Source organism: Okeania sp. SIO2F4, from assembly GCF_010672385.1.
Taxonomy (GTDB): Bacteria; Cyanobacteriota; Cyanobacteriia; order Cyanobacteriales; family Microcoleaceae; genus Trichodesmium.
On sequence record NZ_JAAHGT010000051.1, the window covers coordinates 1 to 22236 of the forward strand.

The 22236-nt window shown below is 37.6% G+C and carries 22 protein-coding genes; 15 read left to right on the plus strand and 7 right to left on the minus strand.

The annotated features are described in order from the left end of the window. The 3 genes from F6K22_RS05640 to F6K22_RS05650 form a co-directional block, all read right to left on the minus strand. A partial coding sequence (locus tag F6K22_RS05640) for a PAS domain S-box protein (RefSeq protein ID WP_293094377.1) occupies positions 1-1170 on the minus strand: 1170 nt, incomplete at its 3' end. Between the two features lie 1310 nt (positions 1171-2480). Further along, entirely contained in the window at positions 2481-3596 is a 1116-nt protein-coding gene (locus F6K22_RS05645; protein ID WP_293094380.1) for an aldo/keto reductase, read from the minus strand. Between the two features lie 548 nt (positions 3597-4144). After that, positions 4145-4651: a bifunctional nuclease family protein gene (locus F6K22_RS05650; protein WP_293094383.1), complete on the minus strand. Its 507-nt coding sequence runs from the start codon at positions 4649-4651 to the stop codon at positions 4145-4147. A gap of 271 nt (positions 4652-4922) precedes the next feature. Here F6K22_RS05650 and ribE point away from each other — a divergent pair, with 271 nt between their 5' ends. From ribE to F6K22_RS05715, 13 genes are all read left to right on the plus strand, one after another. Further along, positions 4923-5648 carry a riboflavin synthase gene (ribE, locus tag F6K22_RS05655; protein WP_293094385.1) on the plus strand — a complete coding sequence of 242 codons (726 nt, stop codon included), beginning with the start codon at positions 4923-4925 and terminating at the stop codon, positions 5646-5648. 67 nt (positions 5649-5715) lie between these two features. Then, on the plus strand, positions 5716-6030 hold the full coding sequence (locus F6K22_RS05660) for a hypothetical protein (protein ID WP_293094387.1): 315 nt from the start codon (positions 5716-5718) through the stop codon (positions 6028-6030). A 312-nt stretch (positions 6031-6342) separates the two neighbouring features. Next, complete coding sequence (locus F6K22_RS05665) at positions 6343-7056, plus strand: hypothetical protein (RefSeq protein WP_293094389.1); 714 nt, start codon at positions 6343-6345, stop codon at positions 7054-7056. A 323-nt stretch (positions 7057-7379) separates the two neighbouring features. Beyond that, entirely contained in the window at positions 7380-7961 is a 582-nt protein-coding gene (locus F6K22_RS05670; RefSeq protein WP_293094391.1) for a GNAT family N-acetyltransferase, read from the plus strand. A gap of 533 nt (positions 7962-8494) precedes the next feature. After that, positions 8495-9163 carry an ester cyclase gene (locus F6K22_RS05675; protein ID WP_293094393.1) on the plus strand — a complete coding sequence of 223 codons (669 nt, stop codon included), beginning with the start codon at positions 8495-8497 and terminating at the stop codon, positions 9161-9163. A 735-nt stretch (positions 9164-9898) separates the two neighbouring features. Next, positions 9899-10603, plus strand: a complete 705-nt coding sequence (locus tag F6K22_RS05680; protein ID WP_293094396.1) for a class I SAM-dependent methyltransferase — start codon at positions 9899-9901, stop codon at positions 10601-10603. A gap of 350 nt (positions 10604-10953) precedes the next feature. Continuing rightward, positions 10954-11307: a DUF433 domain-containing protein gene (locus F6K22_RS05685; RefSeq protein ID WP_293094399.1), complete on the plus strand. Its 354-nt coding sequence runs from the start codon at positions 10954-10956 to the stop codon at positions 11305-11307. After that, positions 11308-11457, plus strand: coding sequence for a DUF5615 family PIN-like protein (locus F6K22_RS05690; RefSeq protein ID WP_293094402.1), 150 nt, complete (start codon positions 11308-11310; stop codon positions 11455-11457). A 147-nt stretch (positions 11458-11604) separates the two neighbouring features. Next, positions 11605-11787 (plus strand): hypothetical protein, encoded by a 183-nt coding sequence (locus tag F6K22_RS05695; RefSeq protein WP_293094405.1) that lies wholly within the window; start codon positions 11605-11607, stop codon positions 11785-11787. A 29-nt stretch (positions 11788-11816) separates the two neighbouring features. Then, on the plus strand, positions 11817-12872 hold the full coding sequence (locus F6K22_RS05700; protein WP_293094408.1) for a M23 family metallopeptidase: 1056 nt from the start codon (positions 11817-11819) through the stop codon (positions 12870-12872). A gap of 607 nt (positions 12873-13479) precedes the next feature. Next, positions 13480-14028: a hypothetical protein gene (locus tag F6K22_RS05705; RefSeq protein WP_293094411.1), complete on the plus strand. Its 549-nt coding sequence runs from the start codon at positions 13480-13482 to the stop codon at positions 14026-14028. A 117-nt stretch (positions 14029-14145) separates the two neighbouring features. Next, a complete protein-coding gene (locus tag F6K22_RS05710; protein ID WP_293094414.1) occupies positions 14146-14271 on the plus strand; it encodes a transposase in 126 nt (41 codons plus the stop codon). 104 nt (positions 14272-14375) lie between these two features. Next, the gene (locus tag F6K22_RS05715; protein WP_293094417.1) at positions 14376-14546 is read left to right on the plus strand and encodes a hypothetical protein; all 171 of its coding nucleotides are present in this window, start codon (positions 14376-14378) and stop codon (positions 14544-14546) included. 477 nt (positions 14547-15023) lie between these two features. Here F6K22_RS05715 and F6K22_RS05720 read toward each other — a convergent pair whose 3' ends face one another. Together F6K22_RS05720 and F6K22_RS05725 are read right to left on the minus strand one after the other, a co-directional pair. Then, positions 15024-17780 (minus strand): hybrid sensor histidine kinase/response regulator, encoded by a 2757-nt coding sequence (locus F6K22_RS05720; RefSeq protein WP_293094420.1) that lies wholly within the window; start codon positions 17778-17780, stop codon positions 15024-15026. Positions 17781-17945: 165 nt separating this feature from the next. Then, entirely contained in the window at positions 17946-19223 is a 1278-nt protein-coding gene (locus F6K22_RS05725; protein ID WP_293094423.1) for a hybrid sensor histidine kinase/response regulator, read from the minus strand. 501 nt (positions 19224-19724) lie between these two features. On the opposite strand from F6K22_RS05725, the gene F6K22_RS05730 reads away from it, so the two are divergent. Continuing rightward, positions 19725-19883, plus strand: a complete 159-nt coding sequence (locus tag F6K22_RS05730; RefSeq protein ID WP_293094426.1) for a hypothetical protein — start codon at positions 19725-19727, stop codon at positions 19881-19883. 340 nt (positions 19884-20223) lie between these two features. On the opposite strand, the gene F6K22_RS05735 is transcribed toward F6K22_RS05730, so the two are convergent. Further along, positions 20224-21276: a dipeptide epimerase gene (locus tag F6K22_RS05735; protein WP_293094428.1), complete on the minus strand. Its 1053-nt coding sequence runs from the start codon at positions 21274-21276 to the stop codon at positions 20224-20226. A 250-nt stretch (positions 21277-21526) separates the two neighbouring features. Further along, positions 21527-21673, minus strand: a complete 147-nt coding sequence (locus tag F6K22_RS05740; RefSeq protein WP_293094431.1) for a CsbD family protein — start codon at positions 21671-21673, stop codon at positions 21527-21529. 267 nt (positions 21674-21940) lie between these two features. On the opposite strand from F6K22_RS05740, the gene F6K22_RS05745 reads away from it, so the two are divergent. Then, on the plus strand, positions 21941-22236 hold a 296-nt coding region (locus F6K22_RS05745), incomplete at its 3' end, for a DUF6816 family protein (protein WP_363272917.1).

The following is a 22236-nucleotide window of genomic DNA, read 5'->3' on the forward strand; positions in this document are numbered from 1 at the left end:
ATAGCCAATAATGGCATTTAAAGGTGTTTTTAATTCGTGACTAATATTAGCTAAAAATCTACTTTTGGCTTGGTTGGCTGCTTCTGCAGCTTCTTTTGCTAACTCTAGTTCTAATTGTGTATGTCGCCGTTCGGTAATATCACGAAATGTAGAAACTACTGCTTCTATATTTTCTTCTCGATCGACCACTGGACTAATAATATATTCATAATCTATTTCCCCTTTTATGGTGGGAAAACATCCTTCTGATTTGACTGCTTTACCAGTAGTGAAAACTTTTTTCATTTGTTCATCGAACTGTTGAATAATTGCTTCTGAAAAACCCAGTTCTGTTGCTGTTTTACCAATCATATCATTAGGCTTCATACCTAGGGATTCTGCCCCAATTCGACTTACATAAGTATATTTTCCGCAGGGGTCAAAAAGATAAATTGGATCTACAGAGGCATTGAGAATACTATCAACTGTTCTCGCGTGTTGTGATAGTTCATTAGCCATTTTCTCTGCCATTTTATTAGCCTGAGTTTTGGCATTAATTTCAATTTTGAGCTGTTCATTTAGTTGTTTTAAACAAAGAGTACGTTCTGCCACTCTATTTTCCAGCTCTTGATTAACGTTGCTCAACAATGTTTGAAGTTCTTTACGATAATTGATATTTGTAGATATACTACCAATTGCATAGAGAGAACCATCTAAATTATAAAGTGGAAATTTGGTAGAAATATAAGAGTTATATCCATTTTTATCGGGTAAAATTTCTTCCACTGTTAAGCATCTGTTTGCTTCTGTAACTATTTGATGTATGTAACTAAAATTTTCTGCAATTTCTCTGGCAAAAAAATCATAGTTAGTTTTGCCAATAACTTGTTCTTTTTCCAGATTAAACGTTTTTCTAAAATGACGATTTATTAAAATGTATTTTCCTTGTATGTCTTGAATATAAATAATTGCTTTAGACTTTTCTACAATTGCTGACAAAATTGCTTGATTCTTTTCTAGTTCTACATTTTTATCTTGAATTATTGTAAGCTCTAGCTGTAATTTCTGGTTAATATTTTCCAGATATTTGATTTTTTTCCCTTGATTTTTAAAAATATCAAATGTTTTCTCCAATAACTGATTAATCAATGGGAAAAATAGGATTGAGATGATTATTGACAGGATCAACATTGTGATTTTCAATCTTAGTTTTTCAAAGATATCTTGGCTTAGTTTTAACTATTAAGACCAAATTTTAAAAAGATAGTGACAGTGAAAATAGGTAGTAGAGAGTAGGGACTATAAAATAGAGAAAACCTTTGCTCTTGAATTTTCCTGTATTGCCAAACAAACCTCCCTTACCTGCTAAAAAAGTTAATGTAAAAGTACTTTGGGAAACTGGTATAATCCCAATTGAAGAAGTCAGAAGTTAAATTTATAATTCGGGATGATCGCCATCAACTAAAATCATGCCCATGTTTTATATATTAGGACTTACGCACCTGCAACGTATTTTCGTCCCTATCGACCGACTCTTAAGCAATCTCAAATCCTAATTTTTCGTACCTGATGCGTAAGTCCTGATATTTTGCTAGCCATTCATCCCTTCATCAAATATTAGTATCCCGATCGTCTTTTTTGGTGGGTACTTCTGCCGACATTTTTGCTAAATATAAAGAATGTTAGAGGTGCGATGTTCATTAATGGATAATGGATAATGGATAATGGATAATTACAAGAAGGTTAAAACCGCAACGGAATTGAATATAAGGAAATATTATTTCTTTTTTTACCCCTATGGGGGAGGCTTTGAACCAAGGTATTTAATTAACAATTAATAATTATTAATTATTCGGTAATAGGGAAAAGGAAACAGAAGTTGGCAGCAAATATTTACTCAAATTCTCTAATTTACTTGAAATTAGATGGAAGGTAACAGATATAGCATTTGCCCTAAATCAAATTTAGGATTAAAAAAAAACTAAAAAACTTTTTAACATATTTATTCACTCTTAACTCGGTAACTCCTTAATTTGTTATCGAGATAATTGGGTCTAAAAGCTTGCTTCTTACTCTCGGAACCCAAAAATTTTTCCATAGACCCTAATTACCAATGGATAATGGATAATGGATAATTGATAATTAATCCCCAAAGATTTAAACCCTCTCCTAATAATTAATAATTGCGGAAAGCTTTGTGGAAAGCTTTCCGTTTGTCATGCTTCCCAAAAGCAATTCAATTCGCTCCGCGTTTCATGTCGGCAACAGCCAAAAACAAAAATAATTATTCATTATCAATTGTTAAAGAGGTCATTTCAGTTATCAGTTATCAGTACCTCCAACTAAAGTCCAAGGCTTGAAATACTGAATTAAATATTCTTTTCATCCCCTTAAAAGGGGAGGCTTTAGACCTTATATTTTGGTAATTATCCATTATCAATTAATGAATAAAATAATGGTTTCTATTTGTTTTGAACAATCTAACACAATATCTAAAAAATTTAATCCCACAACCGACGACCAGATGCACCCTTAAATCTCTGATGGGTATCTTTCAACAAACTTGGTATATGCAATTTTTCCGGACATCTGGGTAAACACTCGCCACATTCAGTACATCGGTTGCCTTTCTTACCAGGAAACCAATGACCAGCATTTTCAAACATCCCATATCGGTATTTACCGAACCTTGTCATATTATAAGCTATCCCCAAATTCCTTAATCTCAGAATTTCTGGAATATTAATATCCTCTGGACAAGGTAAACAAGCATAACATTGGCTACATTTCTCCGTTCCCAAGCGCTGTAAAGCCTCGCTTTCCAAACGCTGAAATATTTCTGTTTCCTCAAAAGTTAGAGGTTCTGTGCGATCGCTCATGGTCAAAGGCCATTCTAATTCTTGTGGCCTAGCAGCACCCACACTTAAAGTTGTAATTCTAGGGTCGCTTAATAAAAATCGATAATTTAATTCCAGTGGAGAAAAAGGCTGACACAAGTTCTGGAGAGTAGGAGGTGGTGTGTATAACTGCCCACCTTTATCTGCCGGAGAAATAATAAAAATGCCCATATCTTTTTGGTGGGCTAACTCCACTGCGGGAGCATGACGTTGGAAAAAGTAGTAGTAATGTAAATTAATAAATTGAAAAAAGTCTGTATTAATGGCCGCTAAGATTACATCTAAAGGCCCATGAGTTGAGAAACCAATATTTTTGACTCGCCCATCATCCATCACCTTCTGAAGCGCTCTAATGCCATGATGGGTAATTTCTAAATGTTCCCAAGTATTAATGCCATGAATAGCTAGAAAGTCTAAATAGTCTATACTTAGATTTTCCAATGATTCATCTATAGAACTTTCTATCAGACTGACATCTTTTGTTGGTATAATTTTTGTTGTTATATAAAGTTGGGCACGCTGCAATCCAGATACCAAAGCTGTACCCAAGTACTTTTCACTTTTACCATAACCTCTAGCTGTTTCAATATGGTTAATACCCATATCTACAGCTTGCTGTATTGTTTGTACAGCATTTTCCTCGGATACCAAATATCGCATAGTACCCAAGGAAAAAACTGAGAGGTTTAAGTTCGTTTTGCCAAACCTGCGGTAATGCACCTGTATATTTTAGTTTTTAGTTTTTAGTTATAGTTAATTAGCGATCTAAGCAAAGGGCGCGGATGTGACTAAATGCTGTTTGTGTTTTTATCGGCGCAAAGCATTCTCTAGGGAAGCATATACGCACCGGAAACTAAGTCATAGATTACTTCTGAATTCTGTCTGACTTACCGAGAAATTGTGGGTATGCGCCTCACCTTTTAAGGGGAAAAAAGAAAAAATTTTTCATGATTAGTCAATCCTATCTGTTTCAAGGAGAGGTAATAATTAATTATTAATTATTAATTATTAATTATTAATTGTTGAAGCGTAGCGCTATAGCGATCGCTCTGAAAACCTATAATTAATTGTAATAGTGGTTTGCCTGTAAGTTCAGTACATAAAACCACCTAGAATCTGGCTAAGAGAGAAAGGGAGCAGACTAAAATTGATAGCCGATCGCTCATACTAACTTTGGCCAAACATCTCAAATAGGCTGTTCAAGTTTTCTGCGAAATCAATCTTTTTTTGACTTTTAATTTTTTACTTTTGACTTCCCTGAAACGGTATCAAGATAGTCCACCAGTGCTAGAGCCACCACGTTTGATTAAATCTTCAGGGCGAAGTTTTGACACAAAATCCCGAAATGCTTGCCTTTCAGCCTCATCTGCATCTCGGTCTACAGGGATAGAGGCATCTGCTACTACCTCTTCCATCACCCAAATGGGGCTATTTGTACGTAGGGCAATAGAGATGGCATCACTGGGGCGGGCATCAATTTCTTTTTTAGTTTCCCCTTGCTTCACAATTAGCACTGCATAGAATGTGTTATCTTGCAATGAGTGAATCACCACTTTTTCCAGAACCCCATTCAGTGATTCTAGAATACTGACCGTAAGGTCGTGAGTCAATGGACGTGGTGGCTGATGGTTTTCCAGAGCACCAATAATTGCCTTGGCCTGATCTTGACCTATATAGATAGGCAAGGCACGCCGCTCTGTACTATCTCTTAACAATACAATTGGATTGCGTGTTGCTGCATCCAATGCTATTCCAGCGACTTTCATTTCAATCATCGACTCGGCCTCATTTTATAATAATTTTTGTCAAACTTTATAGGATATAAATGATTATAGGTAAGGAACAACTGGATTTTAATCTGGCTTGATATTTACCTATATTAATTATTTTTACATTTATTTATTATGTTCGATCTTTTCGGAGTATGGTTCTACCTTAACTAATAGTTCACCATGATGATATAGACAACCTAACCTCAAGGGTAGTATTGGTGTAACTATTCATAAAATTTAACTAAACTTTAATTAATTAATCAGAGGAAAAACAGTGTTTACAGGATTAATTCAAGCTTTAGGAAAAATTAAGCTTTTAGCAGAAAGTCAAATTTTAGTCTCTCTGGAATCATCTAGTAATAGCCAAATCATCTTAGAAGGTTTGGCCATTGGTGATAGTGTAGCTGTAGACGGTGTTTGTCTAACAGTAATAGATATTTTAGCTCAAGGATTTGTGGCGATCGTATCACCTGAGACCTTAGAACGTAGTATCCTAGGCAAAATATCGGATAGGTATGTGAATCTTGAAACTTCATTAAGAGCAGGCAGCAAGCTGGGAGGCCATTTTGTCACGGGTCACATTGATGGGGTTGGATGTTTGCAAAGCTCTGTTGAAACTATTAATGCCTGGGAAATGAAATTTACAGCGCCACAGACAACAGATGAAAGGTGGGAACGTCAGATTGCGCCCTATATTGTAGCGAAAGGGAGTATTGCAGTCAATGGTATTAGTTTAACTGTGGCTGATTGTGATGTGGATGGCAACTGGTTTCAAGTAGCAGTTATTCCCCACAGTTTTAATGAAACAAATCTGAGTCATTTAAAACCTGGTAATTTAGTAAATATTGAAGCAGATATTCTTGGTAAATATGTAGCTAAATTTCTGCGTCATGGATCTAATAATTATTCGGTTTTACCACCAGCTTTAGAAGACAATTCTACTGTCAATAATTTAAAAGATATTACACCAGAATTTTTGGTAGAAAACGGTTTTATTTAAAATCTGGAAACATTTTTCTTCTTGGTAAAATCAAGGGTAAAAAACTTAGTTTAACTAAAAGGAAATCATGCCATTTTTTGAAAGTGAATATTTACTGGAAAACCCTAATGTTGCAGCAGCAGTTAATAGTGGTTTGATCCCATCTGGTTTCGATCATTATCTCCAGTTTGGGCAGTTTGAACTGCGACCTGCTGCTTTTACTGGTAGCATTGGCAATGAATTTATCCCAGAATTACCCGTGGGTATACCAGGAGGAGAAATAGACTTTATCGGAGTACCTGTTACTTTAAATGCTCAAGGCGATCGCATTTATCAAACAGGTTCTACAGGTGATGGGGGTGGTGGTTTTGACACCTTGGTTGGGGGCTGTAAACAGTATTAAAATAATTAGACAAAATTTAACATAAATAGACATTTACTGTGATATACTAGATTTATGTCTAACTTATTAAACTCTTAAAAGGGCATTGCACAGTGACAAATGATTTTATATTTTTGATGAACAGGATTTTGGATTTGATAATTGCTATAATGACTAATTAATGTTTTTTTTAGTTAAAGTCTAAACTAATTTTTGGCAATATCATTCCATAATGTGCAACCCCCTTAAAAGAGGTGGCCGATAAATTGAAATGCAATCAATCAAGACTAAATTAAAAGTCAATAATAAACAAAATTAGCTGTAGTTGAGAATGTGGTCGATCCTGTTACTAACGAGCTACTTTTGAACGACAGTAACTTCCGCTTTGGTTCCCAAGAACCTCCAACTGGTCAACCTCTACCTCTAGAAGTGTCTTTTGTCGAAGGCGAATATTTAGCAAATAATCCTGCTGTTGCTGAAGCTGTCAATAATGGGTTTATTAGTTCTGGTTTAGAACATTATCTCAACTTTGGTATTAATGAAAGTCGTGCTGCTGTTTTTAGTGGAACAAGTGGCAGCGATATTGTTAGTCCTGTGGGAGCTGAAAATAATTTTGTAGAAATAACAGGAGTTGCAGTAGATTATTTTTTTGAAAGAGATTACCGTAGTGATGGTCTAGGTGAGTTCGATCGCCTAATTGGCACTGCAGGAGTCAATCAGTTTATCCTAGGAACTACTTCAGCTACAGGTCGTAGTATAATGCCAATAGCTGTACCTTTCTATTTAGGTGAGGGTGAAGCAACAATAGTAGACTTTAACCAATTTGAGGGTGATTCTATTGAGATATTTAAAAGTTCAAGAGATAATATTCACGTTTTCCCATCAGGTAATGATTTAGTCATTGAGTACCAATCAATATCAATAGAGAATAATACTATTGAGGTAGATACTGTTGCTATAATTGAAGGTGGAGCGAATTTAAACTTAACTCAAAATATTGAAACAATTGATGATTTCTTTGGCATAGATAGGGTTATTTTGTTCTAGAACCGTTTTTGCTGCCATACTTAATAGATAGCAAAAACCAGAAATAGGAGAATAGTATAGCGCTACGCGCAAGTCACAAGTCATATAGAATACGTTTGAAAAGTCGTCCGCAGCAACCAAAGGGAAGCAATCTCAAGGGTTGCACGAGATTGCTTCCTTTCACTCCGTTCCAGTCGCAATGACTACAATAACTAATCATCCAACTTAGATATAAGAAGTAATTCCTGACGCTCGTTTGAGCATTTATAAATTTCAGCGTCCTGCGTAGTGCTATAGTAAAGATTCCCCTGCTCAAAAGAAGCTATTTTTTTATTAAAAATTCAATGAAGATTTTTCTAGAGACAGAAAGATTAATTTTACGACAGTTTACTGAAACTGATGCAGAATTATTATTTCAGTTAGATAGTGACCCAGAAGTAACTAGATTTACAAAATTAGGCGATCGCTCTCGAACACCGACTTCATACAATGAGATTAAAAATGAATTTTTACCTAAAGTTCTCAGATATTACCAAGAATATCCTGGTTATGGTTTTTGGGTGACTATTGAAAAATCAAGTAATAAATTTATTGGTTGGTTTCATTTTCGACCAGGTTTAGATAGTTATATGGGAGCAACTTTGTACCAAGTTGATGATATTGAAGTTGGTTATCGGTTACAAAGAAAAATGTGGGGAAAAGGATATGCAACTGAAGGTTCAAAAGCTTTAATTCGGAAAGGTTTTTTAGAGTTGGAAACACAACAAGTAGTTGCTAGTGCTTTGTCAGAAAATAAAGCTTCTATTCGAGTTATGGAAAAAGTAGGATTAAAATTTGAGCGAAATTTTGTTTATTCAGAATCTCAGCAAGCAGGTGTTAAATATACTTTGAGTAAAGATGACTTTAACTTGAATAAAGAATGTTGACTATTTTTGTAAGCATTCAGCCGTCAGCTGTCAGCTATTAGCTATGAGTTATTAAGTCACTATCATACGAAAGGAGGAATTAGTCTCCAAAGAGAATTAAAACTTATGTTTGCGCAGCATTCCGCAGGAAATAAAAAGGCCATGAGATAACTTTAGTAAGTCTTGTACTTTTAAAAGCTGTTTGCGCAGCATTCCGCAGGAAATGCTGAATGCTAATGGCTGAATGCTTACCTATTTTTTTGCATTTTAGGTATTAAACTTTGATTTTTAGTTAGATGAATAGTCAAACTTGTCAACCAAATCATCAATACCTCCCACTCTAGGCAAAAGAAAAAACTTCTTGAAATAGTATAGCTACTGACTTTAAAATAGTATGGCTACTGACTGCTAAAAATTATACAGTTATTCAACAACGATATTTTTTTACTTCTCTTTACTTTTAATCAAAAACAATTAAATAATTATGTAATAGCTATTCTCCTCAAAAATAATCTAGTAAATTAAAGTCTGAAAACTAATGATTGAAAATAAATATGAGTAATACTAATTCTACAGAACTACCACTTTGGGTACAAGATAGAGAACAAGTCATTGCTAATGATGAAGGAGTGGAATGGCGAGACGGAACACGACCAGACTATTCTCACAACGATCGAGTTTTCCAACAAGAAAGAAAATATCATCATCCAGAAGGATCTTTAGAAGCGATCGCTCATAACTTAGTTAGAACTTTTGAGATGGAAGCATCTAATAAAACTAATCCTCAGCAGTGGTTATCTGTTGTTGCCGATAAATTTCGGATGAGTAGTAATGGAGGTAAAGAATATACCGCAAAAGAAACAGCAGAACAAGGAACATACAATCTTTTTATTGGTAAAAATAAACATTATAATCCAGAAGAAGAAACTTTTAAATCATCCTTTGAAACTTTTCATACAGCTTTTCCTGATGGGTTTCTTTGGGAAGTAATGGAAGTGCTTTCAGGACCGCCAAATGTTACTTTTAAATGGCGCCATTGGGGAACTTTTAAGGGTAATTTTAAAGAGTATCAACCTACTGGTGAAACTATTGAAATGGTTGGGATGAGTATTGCTAGATTAACTGAAGATTTAAAAATTTTATCTGTAGAACATTATTTCAATAATAGTAAATTTATCAAAGATTTAACTGCTGGTGGTTGCCCATTTCATAGTCAAAAATAACAACATTATTGTAAGCATTCAGCTATTAGGGGTCAGCTCTCAGCTTTTTCAAGACCCCGCCCTGAAAGCTATGCTTTACCCATAAGTATTGAAACCCTTTTATGATAGGGAGATGGGGGATGGGGGATGGGGAGATGGGGAGATTGGGGGATAAAGAAAGCACGCATTATGGAAAAGCCTCTAATTAAATACGTTTTAAATACGTTGACTCTCCCGAAATATCCATTTATACTATTACCGAATTATTAATTAATTATTAATAATTAATTCGCGCCTTGAAGCCTCCCCTTGGATAGGGGAAAAAAGCGGTCGGAAAGCGAAGCATTCCGTAGGATGGGATGGCGAGGTCTCCTCGCTTGCCTCCAATCGACCAAGAGAAGAAATGATATTTCCCAATATTCAATTCCCGTGCGGTTAAAACCTTCTTGTAATTATCAATTATCCATTATCAATTATCAATTAATGAACTCGTCTAGCTTGAAAATGTGGGTAAAGAGCGAGTCAATGAAGACCTCTCCCCCAACCCCCTCTCCTGCTCCGAGAGGGGGGAGGTTTTACCCACAATTTTAGTCTGGACGCGCTACTATGTCCGGATAATTAGCGATCAAAACACTTCTCTCTCCTAATACATTCTTTTATCCTGACTCCTGACTCCTGCGGAATTATTTATAACTGTTCATCCGGACATGATATTAATAGCAAATACATAACTTCTCAATCAAAAATGATATAACTATGCCTAGTCCTGACTATTCCCAACAAGCTGAACAATACGCTATCAGAGAACTAAATAATACAGACTACCTCGCCTTTCGGACTGTTGCAGAACGCCGTTTGCTGAGGGACTCCTTTGTTCTCGATATTGGCTGCGGTACAGGTCGTTCAAGCCGTTTTTTGAAAGCCCTGGGGAATAATGTTGTAGGTGTAGACATCAGTCCAGAGATGATTGCACTGGCCAGGAAAGCAGATCCAAAAGGTGAATACCATCTTCTGAAACCCAACCAAGGTTTGCCTTTTGTGGATGGATATTTTCCGGCTTTTTTCTCAAGCTGGATGTTACTTGAAATTGGCAACCGGAACGATCTCGATCTAATTGTACGGGAGATGGCTCGAATTATCTGTCCATCTGGCGTTGGTATAGTAGTTACTAACACAGAAGAGTTTTACCAAGGAAATTGGCTATCTTGCCTAGTAGACTTTCCAGAGAATAAGCCACCCCTCCATTCGGGGCAACAAGTTAAGGCTCGCTTGCTGCCGGAAAACATTGATGTGACCGATTATTTTTGGAGCGACAACGACTACAAAATGGCGTTTATCCAAGCTGGTTTGAGGGTCAAACAGGAATTTAGACCTCTTGGGAACAGCTCAGATCCACTTCATTGGAAAGATGAGATGAGGATAGCTCCCTATGTTATTTATCAATTGGAGAAAAGCCTTTAACTTTCCCCCTGGGAAGTTCCCGCTCTCCCAAAGTGGAGCCTCGTATAGGAAAGTCGGGCGTTATGTGTATGGTTTATCCTGATTTTCACTAAACCTCTCCAGAAAAGGGAGTAGTAGCGCGTCCAGACTAAAATTGTGGGTAAAACCTCCCCCCTCTCGGAGCAGGAGAAGGGTTGGGGGAGAGGTCTTCATTGACTCGCTCTTTACCCACATTTTCAAGCTAGACGAGGGAGTAGGTAGTAGGGGAAATAATTGATTATTTCTTTACGATAGTGTAGTTGTAGAAGCGGTTGCCCCTGGTAAAGTGATACGAGTACGAAACAGTATACCCGATCGCCTTTGACAAAAATTTGAAAACTGAATTATCATTAAAGATAGTCAACAGAGCGATCGCTCTGTATTATCAATTAAAAACTATGACAACTACCAAAACCGAATATAAATATGTACATCTCGACGAAAAAAACGTCCCTATTATTACAGGAAGCACGATGAAAGTAGTTGAGTTAATTACCTCAGTTAAAGCTTACAGTTGGACACCAGAAGAGTTGCAGGAAAACTATCCTCATTTGAGCATGAGTCAAATTTATTCTGCTCTAGCTTATTATTGGGATAATCAACCAGAAATAGATGCAGAAAAATTACGCCGAGAAGTAGGAGAGTCGCCGTTAGTCAAAAGACTGAAAGCAGAGGGAGTAATTTAAGTGAGTATAGCTCTGTATATGGATGAAAATGTAGCCCGGCAAATTACAGAAGGGTTGCGTCAGCGAGGTATAGATGTGTTGACAGTTCAAGAAGATAGTCTATCTGGAGAAGCAGATCCGACAGTATTTAATCGCGCTACTCAACTTTAGCGTGTCTTGTTTACTCAAGATGATGATTTTCTGGCTGATATCAAATCCGGATAATTCTTATACCTAAGTCCGCAGCGACTGGAACGGAGTGGAAGGAAGCAATATCAGGGGTTTAGGAGATTGCTTCACTGTCGGTCGCAATGACGAGTGTTTAACCGGATTTTATATGAAGGTAGTCGCCGTCAAGCTGAGAGTATAAGTTTTTCTGGAGTTATCTATGCTCACCAATGGCGGGTTTCCATTGGTAAATGCGTACAATACCTGGAAATAATTGCTAAAGCTTCTTTTCCTCAAGAGCTTGCCGATCTGGTTATCTACTTGCTTTTGTAATATTAGACGATGATAACTAAAGAAAAAATATGAAACTTAAAAATTATTTTTATGGTTTTCTTACCGCATTAGTAATAATATTAGCTACCAACTACCTGTTGACTGCTAATGCTAATACTCCACTATTTCAAAATTCCGTCATTGACAACTCTATTGCTCAAGTTTCAAATAATCCCAAATTTGCGATACCTATTGAATGTAAGCTAGACCAAGACTGCTTTATTTTATTGTATAGCGATCGCGACCCTAGTCCAAAAGCAGTAGATTTTGGTTGCGGGAGGCAAACTTACGACGGTCACAAAGGAACAGACTTTGCCATATCTGATGAAAAAATTATGGCGAAAGGTGTAGCGGTAGAAGCGGTTGCTCCTGGTAAAGTGTTACGAGTCAGAGACGGAATAAGCGATCGCCGAATCAAAAATCAAGCAGATAAAGATGCGGTCAAGAATATTGAATGTGGGAATGGAATGGTTATAGATCATGGTAATGGTTGGGAAACTCAATATTGCCATCTCCGCAATGGTAGTGTTGTTGTCAAACCAGGAACAGTTGTTAAAGCAGGTACTGAACTGGGAATGGTGGGAGAGTCGGGTTTAGCTTCCTTTCCTCATGTACATTTGAGCTTTCGATATCAGGGAGAAATTGTCGATCCATTTGTGGGAGTTAATGCTAAGAGTGGTTGTAATACTGCTCGTAATTCAATTTGGCAACAACCGTTGAATTATAAACCGACTGGTTTTATTCGGAGTGGGTTTGCTGATGCGGCACCGACTATGGATGATTTGTGGTCTGGCAAATTTTACGATACGGTTTTGCCAGGAAATAGTGCTGCATTAATATTTTGGGTGCAAATTTATGGCGTGTTGCCTGGGGATGAGGAACATTATCAATTATTTGCTCCTAACGGCGATCGAGTAATAGACAATAAAAAGAAAATTAAATCTGCTAAAAAAACATGGATGGGATATGTGGGAAAACGCAATAATTCTCAGTCTCTTGCTAAGGGAAAATGGAGGGGTGAATATAGTTTGACTAGAGGTGACAAAGTATTGGTAAATGTTAGAAAAGAGGTTCAATTAAATTGAATAAAAAGGATTTATGCACGAGGTACATTTACGATCCCCCTAAATCCCCCTTAGAAAGGGGGACTTTTTGTTAGTTCCCCCCTTTTTAAGCAGTTCCCCCCTTATTAAGGGGGGTCAGGGGGGATCTAAAACTGTAGCTCACAGAGAACGAGAACTGCTATATAATAAAAAGATAGCCAGTATATAATACGCAAGTTGAAAAAATTGTAGGGGCGGGTTTCACCAAAAACCTTGATACAAACGCATTAATTCATCAAAAACCCGCCCCCCGCCCTGTGCAGCCATATCGTCTGGGGGCGAGTTGATTTGATGCCTGTTGACTTCCCATGAAGACTCTGCGGGGAACCCGCCCCTACTTTTTTCCTCCCCGTCCCTTTCAATAATTTTCATCAAATAAATGATCGCAATCTTAGGCATAAGATGTTGTAATGGTATGAAGAAGTGATGAAGAAGATGAGGAAATTTCCTTATTTAATGAAGATTTAATGAAGTAGGCGAAATGCTCTTGACACTAGGGGGGTTGATTATGATTGATGTAATGACACAAATCTTAATAAACAAAGGGAAGTATCTACCAGAAAAAAATTAATCTCTTTGGACACAAACAATGAACAAAAATTTCCAAAACCTAAATGTCAAATCATCTCGCTTTTGCAAGCATTTCCTGAAAGCTCTCGGCGGTGCGACTGTCTCGATGCTCTCGCTCCTTTCCCTCTGTCTCACTTCAGCACAAGCAGCATCTTTCGTCACCACGTTTGAGACAGACAAGGGTGATGTGACTTTGGAGTGGAGTGGTAGTGATTCGAGTGGTGACGGGACAATCGACTTTAGTGAGTTGAGTGGCCTGATGAGGCTTGGATTTGGAGGGTCAACCTATACGTTCGCCGATCTTCGCAACCCCTACTTTCAACCAAGTTATTGTCCAGAAGTTAATCCTATAGAGAGACTATGGTTAGCAATAAAACAAAGACTGAAGTGGATAGTATTTAGAGATTTACCAGACTTAAGAGAATTTCTTGACAAAATCCTACTAAATATTAACCATAATTTTGTAGCTTCATTAACAGGATGGCAGTTCATTATTGAAGCTTTAAGAAAAGTAGGTATACTTGAAAATTTTCATCAGCCTGTTTCGATTGTGGAAACAAGTTTATAAAATACTGCATATCGTTTTTGCGTTCGCGGAGCGTTGGGTCAGCAGTATCGCAAACCCTAAGTGATTTTTTTTACATATATGTGATAGCAGTATCAAGTATAGCATTCTTTTTGAGAATTGGTATTACATATCATCAAACAAGCACAAGAAAAGTACCCATTCAAACTTTACGCCTTGTGCATCATGCTGAATCACGTCCATTACCTGATGGAAGCAGAAAACCCCGTGTCATTGCGAGCGTAACGGAGTGAAGCGAAGCAATCTCGAACGTTGAGATTGCTTTCCTACGGAATGCTCCGCAAACATTACGCTGACGCTCCATTCGCAATGACAATTCCCATATCATAGTGCGTAAGAGAATATTAAGCAAAGTTCCCAAAACCAAAGTATCCCCCGGACAAATACCATTACCATTTTTGATAGAAAAAATTGTATTGATAGAAATTCCAGCAATAGCTCAAACAGCGATAAGTTTTATAAAAGCGAATCGTTTTCCCTGTTATTCTGTGGGTTGGTAGGGGCGAGTTTTTTCAGTTATCAGTACGATGTGTAGGGACGGGTTTTTCAGTTATCAGTTATCAGTTATCAGTGCGATGTGTACGGGCGGGTTTAGCCGAAAACCTTGATACATGATATTAATTTATCTAAACCCGCCCCCCTCTAGGCAGCGCAGTACATCTAAGGTCGGGTTGATCTAATTTGATGATTCATCCCGATTAATTTAATATGGAACCCGCCCCTACATTATCAACGACAAAAAACTCGCTTATTGTTTGTTAAATAGTTATAATTTAAAGTTCGTAGTAGGGCTTTAGCCCTAAGTGCATACAGGGCTAAAGCCCTACTACAAAGAAAAACTTTTTGATCACTGATTATCCGGACATGATATTATGCACGCCGAAACCCAGAAACTTGGTTTAAACAATAGACATCTAGGAAAAACTGGGTTTCTTTAACTTCCCGAATTTAGATGTGTTTACCCTGCCTACAACCATTCACCCATAATCAACATCAAGATGCTCTTTAATAAAAGTTTTCAACCGTTGAAGCTGGAAACTATTCGCTAGTTGCAAAATCTCTTTGGCAAAAGAGTTTAGGGTTGCCTCAGATGCTAGAATATTTTCGGCAACTTCTACAACACCTTGAATATCACCATCCTCAACTAGAGTGAGTAATTGTTGTAAGACTTCACTGCTAGGGGAAACAACTCCATCATCTAGCCTAACTTCATTTACCTCAGCTAATACTGTAGTCTGTTGCTCATAAACCCACTCTAGATTCAGATAATGCTGTAAAATTTCCAATAATCTATCAGTTTGTATAGGTTTGGGCAAAAATACATCCGCTCCAGTATCAAGAGCCTCCTGTTGATTACTTTCAAACACACTAGCAGAAGAAGCGATCGCCACAACATTCTTGAATTTGGCCGACGAACGGATGTTCTCTAGGAATTCATAACCATTCATTACTGGCATCATTAGATCGGTAATCACCACATCCGGCAACAATACCATCATTTTTTTTAGAGCTTCCTTTCCATTTTCCGCTTCACTCATTTCAAAGCCTAGCATTTCTAACAAACTCACCACCACGGAGCGATTTTCCCAACGGTCATCAACGACTAAAACACGGCGTTTTTTACCTTGATAACCTAAGATAGTTCCCTGGTTGAAAGTTCTGGAATTTGTTGCCCATTCTTGTGCTTCTGGAACTTCCACATCAAACCAGAAGGTACTGCCCTTACCTGCTTCACTCTGTACTTCCAGTTGAGTGTCCATAAGTGTGACAATTTTTTGACTAATGGCTAATCCCAAACCTGTTCCTTCTGTCTGTTTTTTGCGGTCGCCCACCTGTTCAAATGGCAGGAATATTTTCTGCTGTTGCTCTGGGGTCATGCCTATACCTGTATCTTTGACTTCAAAGTGCAGATGATATCTGCCCTGCTTTTGTTCCAGTTTATTGGCTGTTACGGCAAAGGTAACGCTACCAGCATCAGTGAATTTAATGGCATTGCTCAGGAGATTTATCAGTACTTGCTGTAGTCGTTTTTCATCAGCACGAATACCTATGGGTAAATTATCATCAGGTGCGTACTCAAAATCTATACCTTTTTGTTCAGCCCGAATGCGACATATTTCGGCAACACCTTGGAGAAAGGAGGGGAAATGAAACTCATTGACTAAAAGTTCAAGTTTGCGGGCTTCGATTTTGGAGAGGTCGAGAATATCATTGATTAAGTTCAGCAGGTGAGAGCCACATTGTTTGATGATGGCAATACCTTTGCGCTCTTTGTCATTCATTGTTGAGGAACGTTCGAGAATTTGAGCGTAGCCAAGAATGCCGTTGAGGGGTGTACGGAGTTCATGGCTCATATTGGCGAGAAATTCACTTTTGGCTTGGTTGGCACTTTCTGCCTGTTTTTTGGCTTCTTGCAGTTGTTGATTAGATTCCGCCAATTCAGCGGTTCGCTCTTCAACTCTTGCCTCTAACATTTCAAATGAATCTCTCAACTGACTTGCCATTTGATTGAAAGATTGGTTTAATTCTCCCACTTCATCAGAACGCTTCAGGTCTATAGTTTTATTCCATTTTCCGCGAGCAATATCTTTTGCTGCATTATTCAAACGTAAAATGGGTTTTGTCACCCATTGTGCCGTGATAATTCCAATAATGGTCGCAATAATTAAAGCAGCGATACAGAGCAAAATTGTCGTGCGAGTATTGGCATTAATTTCTGCCATGAAGTCTGATGCAGGGATGACAACAACGCATAACCAATCTATACCCCGATTCTTGATCGGACTCACTTCAACCAACAGAAGCTTTTCATCAATTTTGAAGCTGAACTGTTGTGTTTCGGTGATTTGGGAAAGATCGCCAAAATGATTTAACAAATATTGAGCTGTGCTTCGAGTCAGGGGATGTTGACTGTTTTTCGCCTGGAGTCGTTGTGCCTTCTCATCCTCTTTGCCTGGTAAAAATGGCTGTTCAGATGTTGAACTTCCAATTAGATACCCTGAAGGTTCAATCAGAAAAACTTGACCTGAAGGACTAATCGTAAGTTCACGCAGAAAATCACTAATCAGGCTGAGAATTAGGTCAATTGCTAAAACCCCCTGAAAGTTTCCTGAGTTATCCTGAATGGGTGCGGAGAAAGTAATTCCAAGTATGCCATCATCCGTGAAATTATAAACTTTACCCCAGGTGGGATAACCTGCTTCTACTGCGGTAATATACCAAGGTCTTTGGCGAGGATAAAATGGCTTAGAGTTCACCAATTGAGTTCGCTGACCTCGATCATCTATCGCAAAAGTATTGCGCATCGGGAAATTTATAAAGTCTTTAACCACAAATGTTCCATCAGGTTCACGTCGGGCGAAGGCATATTCTCCAATTTCAGGGTTGCCTGCAAAATAAATACTACGAACAGACTCGAAAAGCTGAACTTGTTTCCAGAAATGCTGTTCTAAAGCAGCCATATTATTTACATTCAGTTGCTCAAGTTGAAAAGCATTGATATTACTTTGAGTAATAATGTGTGGATATTCTAAGTAATCTTTAATGTGGTCTTCAACCCGGTAAGTGATTTCATCTTGTAACTCGAATGCCAATTTGTTAACAGCTTTCTCTCCATTTTTGAAAGAAAGATAACCTACCAATCCAACGGCAGTGAGAATTTGCAAAATAAAGGGGATAATTAAAACAATTCTGAGAGATTTTTTGTGAGTTAATTTGTTGATTAGCTTCTTCATACTTTGAGTTAACCAATATAGTTTTTTATAAATTTTTCCAGGCGTTTAAGCTGGAAACTATTCGCTAGTTGCAAAATCTCTTGGGCAAAAGGAATAAAAGTTACATCATATCAAAGTTGAAAGTTCTTGAATTTGTTGCCCATTCTTGTGCTTCTTGCGTGCATATCATGTATTTTCAACGATCGGAATTTCGATTGTAAATTCTGTTCCTTCTCCAACTTGGGAATTTACATTAAGTGAACCATTGTGTTTTTCTACAACAATTTGATGAGCGATAGCCAGTCCTAAACCTGTACCTTTCCCGACTGATTTTGTGGTAAACATTGCCTCAAACAAGCGTGGTTTAATAGATTCAGGAATACCAATTCCGTTATCTGCGATTTTGATAACGATTTCTTCCTCCGAGGAGGTTGTTTGAGTTGTAATTTTAATTTCTGGAAGCCAATCTCTTGATTTTCCCTGGATCATTGCTTCCTCCAAGGCATCAATTGCATTTGCTAGAATATTCATAAATACCTGATTCATTTGTCCAGAGTAACACAGCACTGAAGGCAACGAGCCATAAGACTTAATAACTTCAATTGGCGGGCGATCGCCTTTACCTTTGAGGCGATGTTGCAAAATTGTCAGTGTACTATCTAAACATTCATGTAAATCTGCCAGAACTTTAGTTTCACTATCCAAACGAGAAAACGTGCGGATTGAGGTTGAAATATTCTTGATCCGATCTGTACCTAATCTAAAAGAGTTGAAAATCTTCGTTATATCTTCCAGGACGAATTCGAGCTCCAAATCCTCAATGGCTTCCCTTAACTGTAGTGAAGGATTGGGATGTTCCTGCTGATAAAGATTTAGAATCTTAGTCATTACAGTTATATACTCTTGCAGTGGCTCAATATTACTCACAATAAAGTTGATTGGATTATTCAGTTCATGGCCAATTCCAGCCACCATTTCGCCAAGGCTAGAGAGTTTTTCTTGCTGGACCAGTTGGACTTGAGCTTGTTGCAGAGTAGCTGTGCGATCGCGAACCTGTGCTTCCAGGGATTCTGTCAGGCGTTTTAGTTGAAGATGTACTCGCAGTCTTGCCAAAACCTCCGCCGGCTCAAACGGCTTAGGAATATAATCAACCGCACCGAGGGCAAATGCCTTAGTTTTGCTTTCTGTATCAGCCAGGGCAGTAGTAAAAATGATAGGAATGCCTTGGGTTGCAGGATTTGTTTTTAGCCGGCGACAGGTTTCAAAGCCGTCAATTCCAGGCATTTGCACATCCAGCAAAATCAGTTCAGGGTGATTCCGCTCAACTAAGGCCAAAGCAGTTTCTCCATCCATTGCCACTCGAAAACGAAAACCAGCACCACCCAGCGTTTCTGAGAGTACCGATAAGTTGGTAGGGTTGTCATCGACAATTAATATAAGTGGAGAGTCTTTATTTATTAACATCACATTTTTATTCCTATTTTCAATAGTTATTGCGATACTTACAAAACAAGATTAGACTTAAGTTTTGTCGTTGAGTTTAATTATTATTACTTATTATATCCTAAATAATACAAAATCATAAAATTAGAGAAAATTTAAGCATTGTATATTTGCGGGATTAATTATAGTTTTAGAGAAAGAGGAAATAAAATATGAGATTTACCTTTTCCGGCTTAATTCATCCTTGAAATTACCAACGCGCAGAATATTCTAGTTTACTATGAACATCAGAATATGAGTATTTTCCAGGATTTACTACAGTTTTTGAACTTTTTAATTGCTTTTTATAGCAGTTATGGCATTTTTTCTAAACTGTTCAAAGTGCGTTTGATTGTGTTGAGTGCTCACTGGATGTGACACTTTTAACTTAGCCTTGAAATGATAACGCATATACCTATTTAGGGTTTGCGCTCAAAAGTATTATGGGTGAGGGGAGGAGACAGGAGACAGGAGACAGGATAAATGCGGAATTTAGAGGATTTAGTAGAATATTTTATCCCTCAATTTTTCTGCAATTATTCTCCTCTGGAAAAGAGGTCGGAGGTCGGAGGTAGGGACGTTGCATGCAACGTCCGTACAGAGCAAGGGGAAAGAATTGATGATTTTTGCGTATGGGATTGATTTGATTTTTGATTATCACGCCTATGTCTATTGAATAAACAGCATTTACGCACGCTGAAACCCAGAAACCCGGTTGCTAGGAGAAATTTTTGGTTTAAACAATAGGCATCTAGGAAAAACTCGGTTTCTTTGGGTAAGTTCCACATTTACCAGATATATCAGGTTCAACAGTTGTCATTGTGACACTCAGGAAGTAATTTCAAAGTTTCTGAGATTGCTTCGTTTCACTCGCAATGACATATTAGAATTTAGCAGAATATACTTGGAATTTGCTGTATCTGCACAAAAGGATACTCTGTCAACCAGATTTAGTAAACTTCTAACTTCTGACTTCTAATTTCTAACTTCTGACTTCATTAACCCCCAACCCCGGTAAATCATTCGGCAACAAACGCCCTTTTTCCATCACCGCACCCGTAAACGGATCGTCAATCAAATTAAGATGACTATCCAAGTCTAAATAATCTGCTAATGGCGCAAGTTGTGCTGCTGCTGTATTCGCCAAGCAACTGTCAGAATAACAACCAAACATCACTTGCAACCCACAAGCTTTCGCTACATAAACCATCCGCATCGCTTCGGTTAACCCTCCTGACTTCATCAATTTAATATTGATGCCATGTACTCGGTCTGCAAACAGAGGAATATCCTTGGCAGTAAAACAACTTTCATCTACAAAAATAGGTAATGGCGATCGCTCATACAGATGCGGTAAATCTTTCATTGCGGAAACAGCAGCTAATGGTTGTTCGACATAAATAACTCCAACTTTTGCCAACCAGTCACACATTTTTACAGCATCCTCCAGACTCCAACCCCCATTAGCATCCACATATAACAAAGCATCTGGAGGTGCTTCCTCTTTCACCGCAATCAACATTGCCTTATCCGCTTCAATACCTTCGGGACTACCTAATTTTACTTTCAATACCCGCGCATCAATAAAATTTAGCCAGTTTCTTACCCTTTGTTTAGCAGCTTCCGGGGAGCTGATACCAATAGTAACGGAAATAGGCACAATGCGATCGCGTTCTAATCCCCAAAGTCGCCATAAAGGCAACCCTACTTTTTTCCCTACCCAGTCATGCAAGGCAATATCAATAGCTGCTCTAGCTGCTGATGGTATTTGCAATTCTGTTAATACTTGCTCAATTTGCTGTCGCTCAAGTGGACTAAACTTTTCTAGAGCAGGGGTAACTTGTTGTAAAGCGTATTGTAAAATTGTGGTAGGTTGTGGTTTTTCTCCTACTGAAAATGGTGAAGCTTCTCCCCAACCTTCTATATCTTCTTGTTGTATTTTTACCAAAATATTGGTACTCTCAGCAGTAGTTCCCCGACTAATAGTCAAAGGAAATCTTTTATGGACTGTAAATGTTTGAATCTGAATTTGCATAATTATTAATCTCGATCGCACTACTTGAATCGGGAATAGGGAACACTTAACTGGGAACAGCAGACTGTCAAAGGGTTTCAGGATTTAGAAATGTCAAGAGCCTTAATCTGTAACGCTATAGTATGTGGGAATACTAATGTTAAAAGAGAGCATTCTATCAAGATGCTCTCAAATCAAAAAAAATTTCAACCTTAAAATTTCCAGAATTTGCGGATTAATCAATCATTTTTTTTACTCGATCTTTTAAGTTTTAAACAGATTGTTGAACTGATGCTTCAACTTGTTTTTTCTTTCCTTGAATTTTTTGTTTGTTGTCTCCTGTAATTTCACCTACAGCTTCCTGAGCTTGTCCCTGTAGTTTTTTAAACGCTGCCTTGATTTTATTGTTTAAACCCATGTTATTTCTCCTAGCCCGAATAACTTTTTAGACAGTTAAGCATTTAAACAAAATTACTTACACATAATGAATCCTGAAACTGTAAAATTTTTACTAGGCTCTAATGGGTAATCTATTTTGTGTATTTGCTTATCCTATACTATAACATAGGAAGATATTTTGCCATCTGCTTAATATCTCTTTAAGTTGCCATCTTTTTTACAATTATAAATGCTATACTTTGCAAATTGTCTAATCAAAAAAATCAACCACATAACTTACAAGTATATGAAAAATTACCAAAATTTTTGGCAAGTAATCTTGAATTTGAGCTTGATTATAATTATTTTACTTTGGGCTAATAATGCAGCAGCAGAAACTTTAGTTGAGAGAATTGCTGATTTTCCTAATTGGGAAAATAAACCGTCAATTAGTGCTGCTAAGACAGATTTAATTTATCCAGACTGGATGGAAGGAAATTGGAATGTGAAAAGCACTTTAATAGATATGGTTGCTCCATTAGCTCCAGAAATTGTCACGCCAGGTTTTGAAAATAATCGTCAATATTTGGATCGACCAGTAAA

Excerpts from the sequence above, each read along its gene's own strand:
- F6K22_RS05650 (WP_293094383.1), bottom strand. The coding sequence starts at position 4,651 with ATGATTGAAATGAAAGTCGCTGGAATAGCATTGGATGCAGCAACACGC.
- F6K22_RS05660 (WP_293094387.1), top strand. The coding sequence starts at position 5,716 with ATGCCATTTTTTGAAAGTGAATATTTACTGGAAAACCCTAATGTTGCA.
- F6K22_RS05670 (WP_293094391.1), top strand. The coding sequence starts at position 7,380 with ATGAAGATTTTTCTAGAGACAGAAAGATTAATTTTACGACAGTTTACT.
- F6K22_RS05675 (WP_293094393.1), top strand. The coding sequence starts at position 8,495 with ATGAGTAATACTAATTCTACAGAACTACCACTTTGGGTACAAGATAGA.
- F6K22_RS05680 (WP_293094396.1), top strand. The coding sequence starts at position 9,899 with ATGCCTAGTCCTGACTATTCCCAACAAGCTGAACAATACGCTATCAGA.
- F6K22_RS05700 (WP_293094408.1), top strand. The coding sequence starts at position 11,817 with ATGAAACTTAAAAATTATTTTTATGGTTTTCTTACCGCATTAGTAATA.
- F6K22_RS05705 (WP_293094411.1), top strand. The coding sequence starts at position 13,480 with ATGAACAAAAATTTCCAAAACCTAAATGTCAAATCATCTCGCTTTTGC.
- F6K22_RS05720 (WP_293094420.1), bottom strand. The coding sequence starts at position 17,780 with ATGAAGAAGCTAATCAACAAATTAACTCACAAAAAATCTCTCAGAATT.
- F6K22_RS05725 (WP_293094423.1), bottom strand. The coding sequence starts at position 19,223 with ATGTTAATAAATAAAGACTCTCCACTTATATTAATTGTCGATGACAAC.
- F6K22_RS05730 (WP_293094426.1), top strand. The coding sequence starts at position 19,725 with ATGCGGAATTTAGAGGATTTAGTAGAATATTTTATCCCTCAATTTTTC.
- F6K22_RS05735 (WP_293094428.1), bottom strand. The coding sequence starts at position 21,276 with ATGCAAATTCAGATTCAAACATTTACAGTCCATAAAAGATTTCCTTTG.
- F6K22_RS05740 (WP_293094431.1), bottom strand. The coding sequence starts at position 21,673 with ATGGGTTTAAACAATAAAATCAAGGCAGCGTTTAAAAAACTACAGGGA.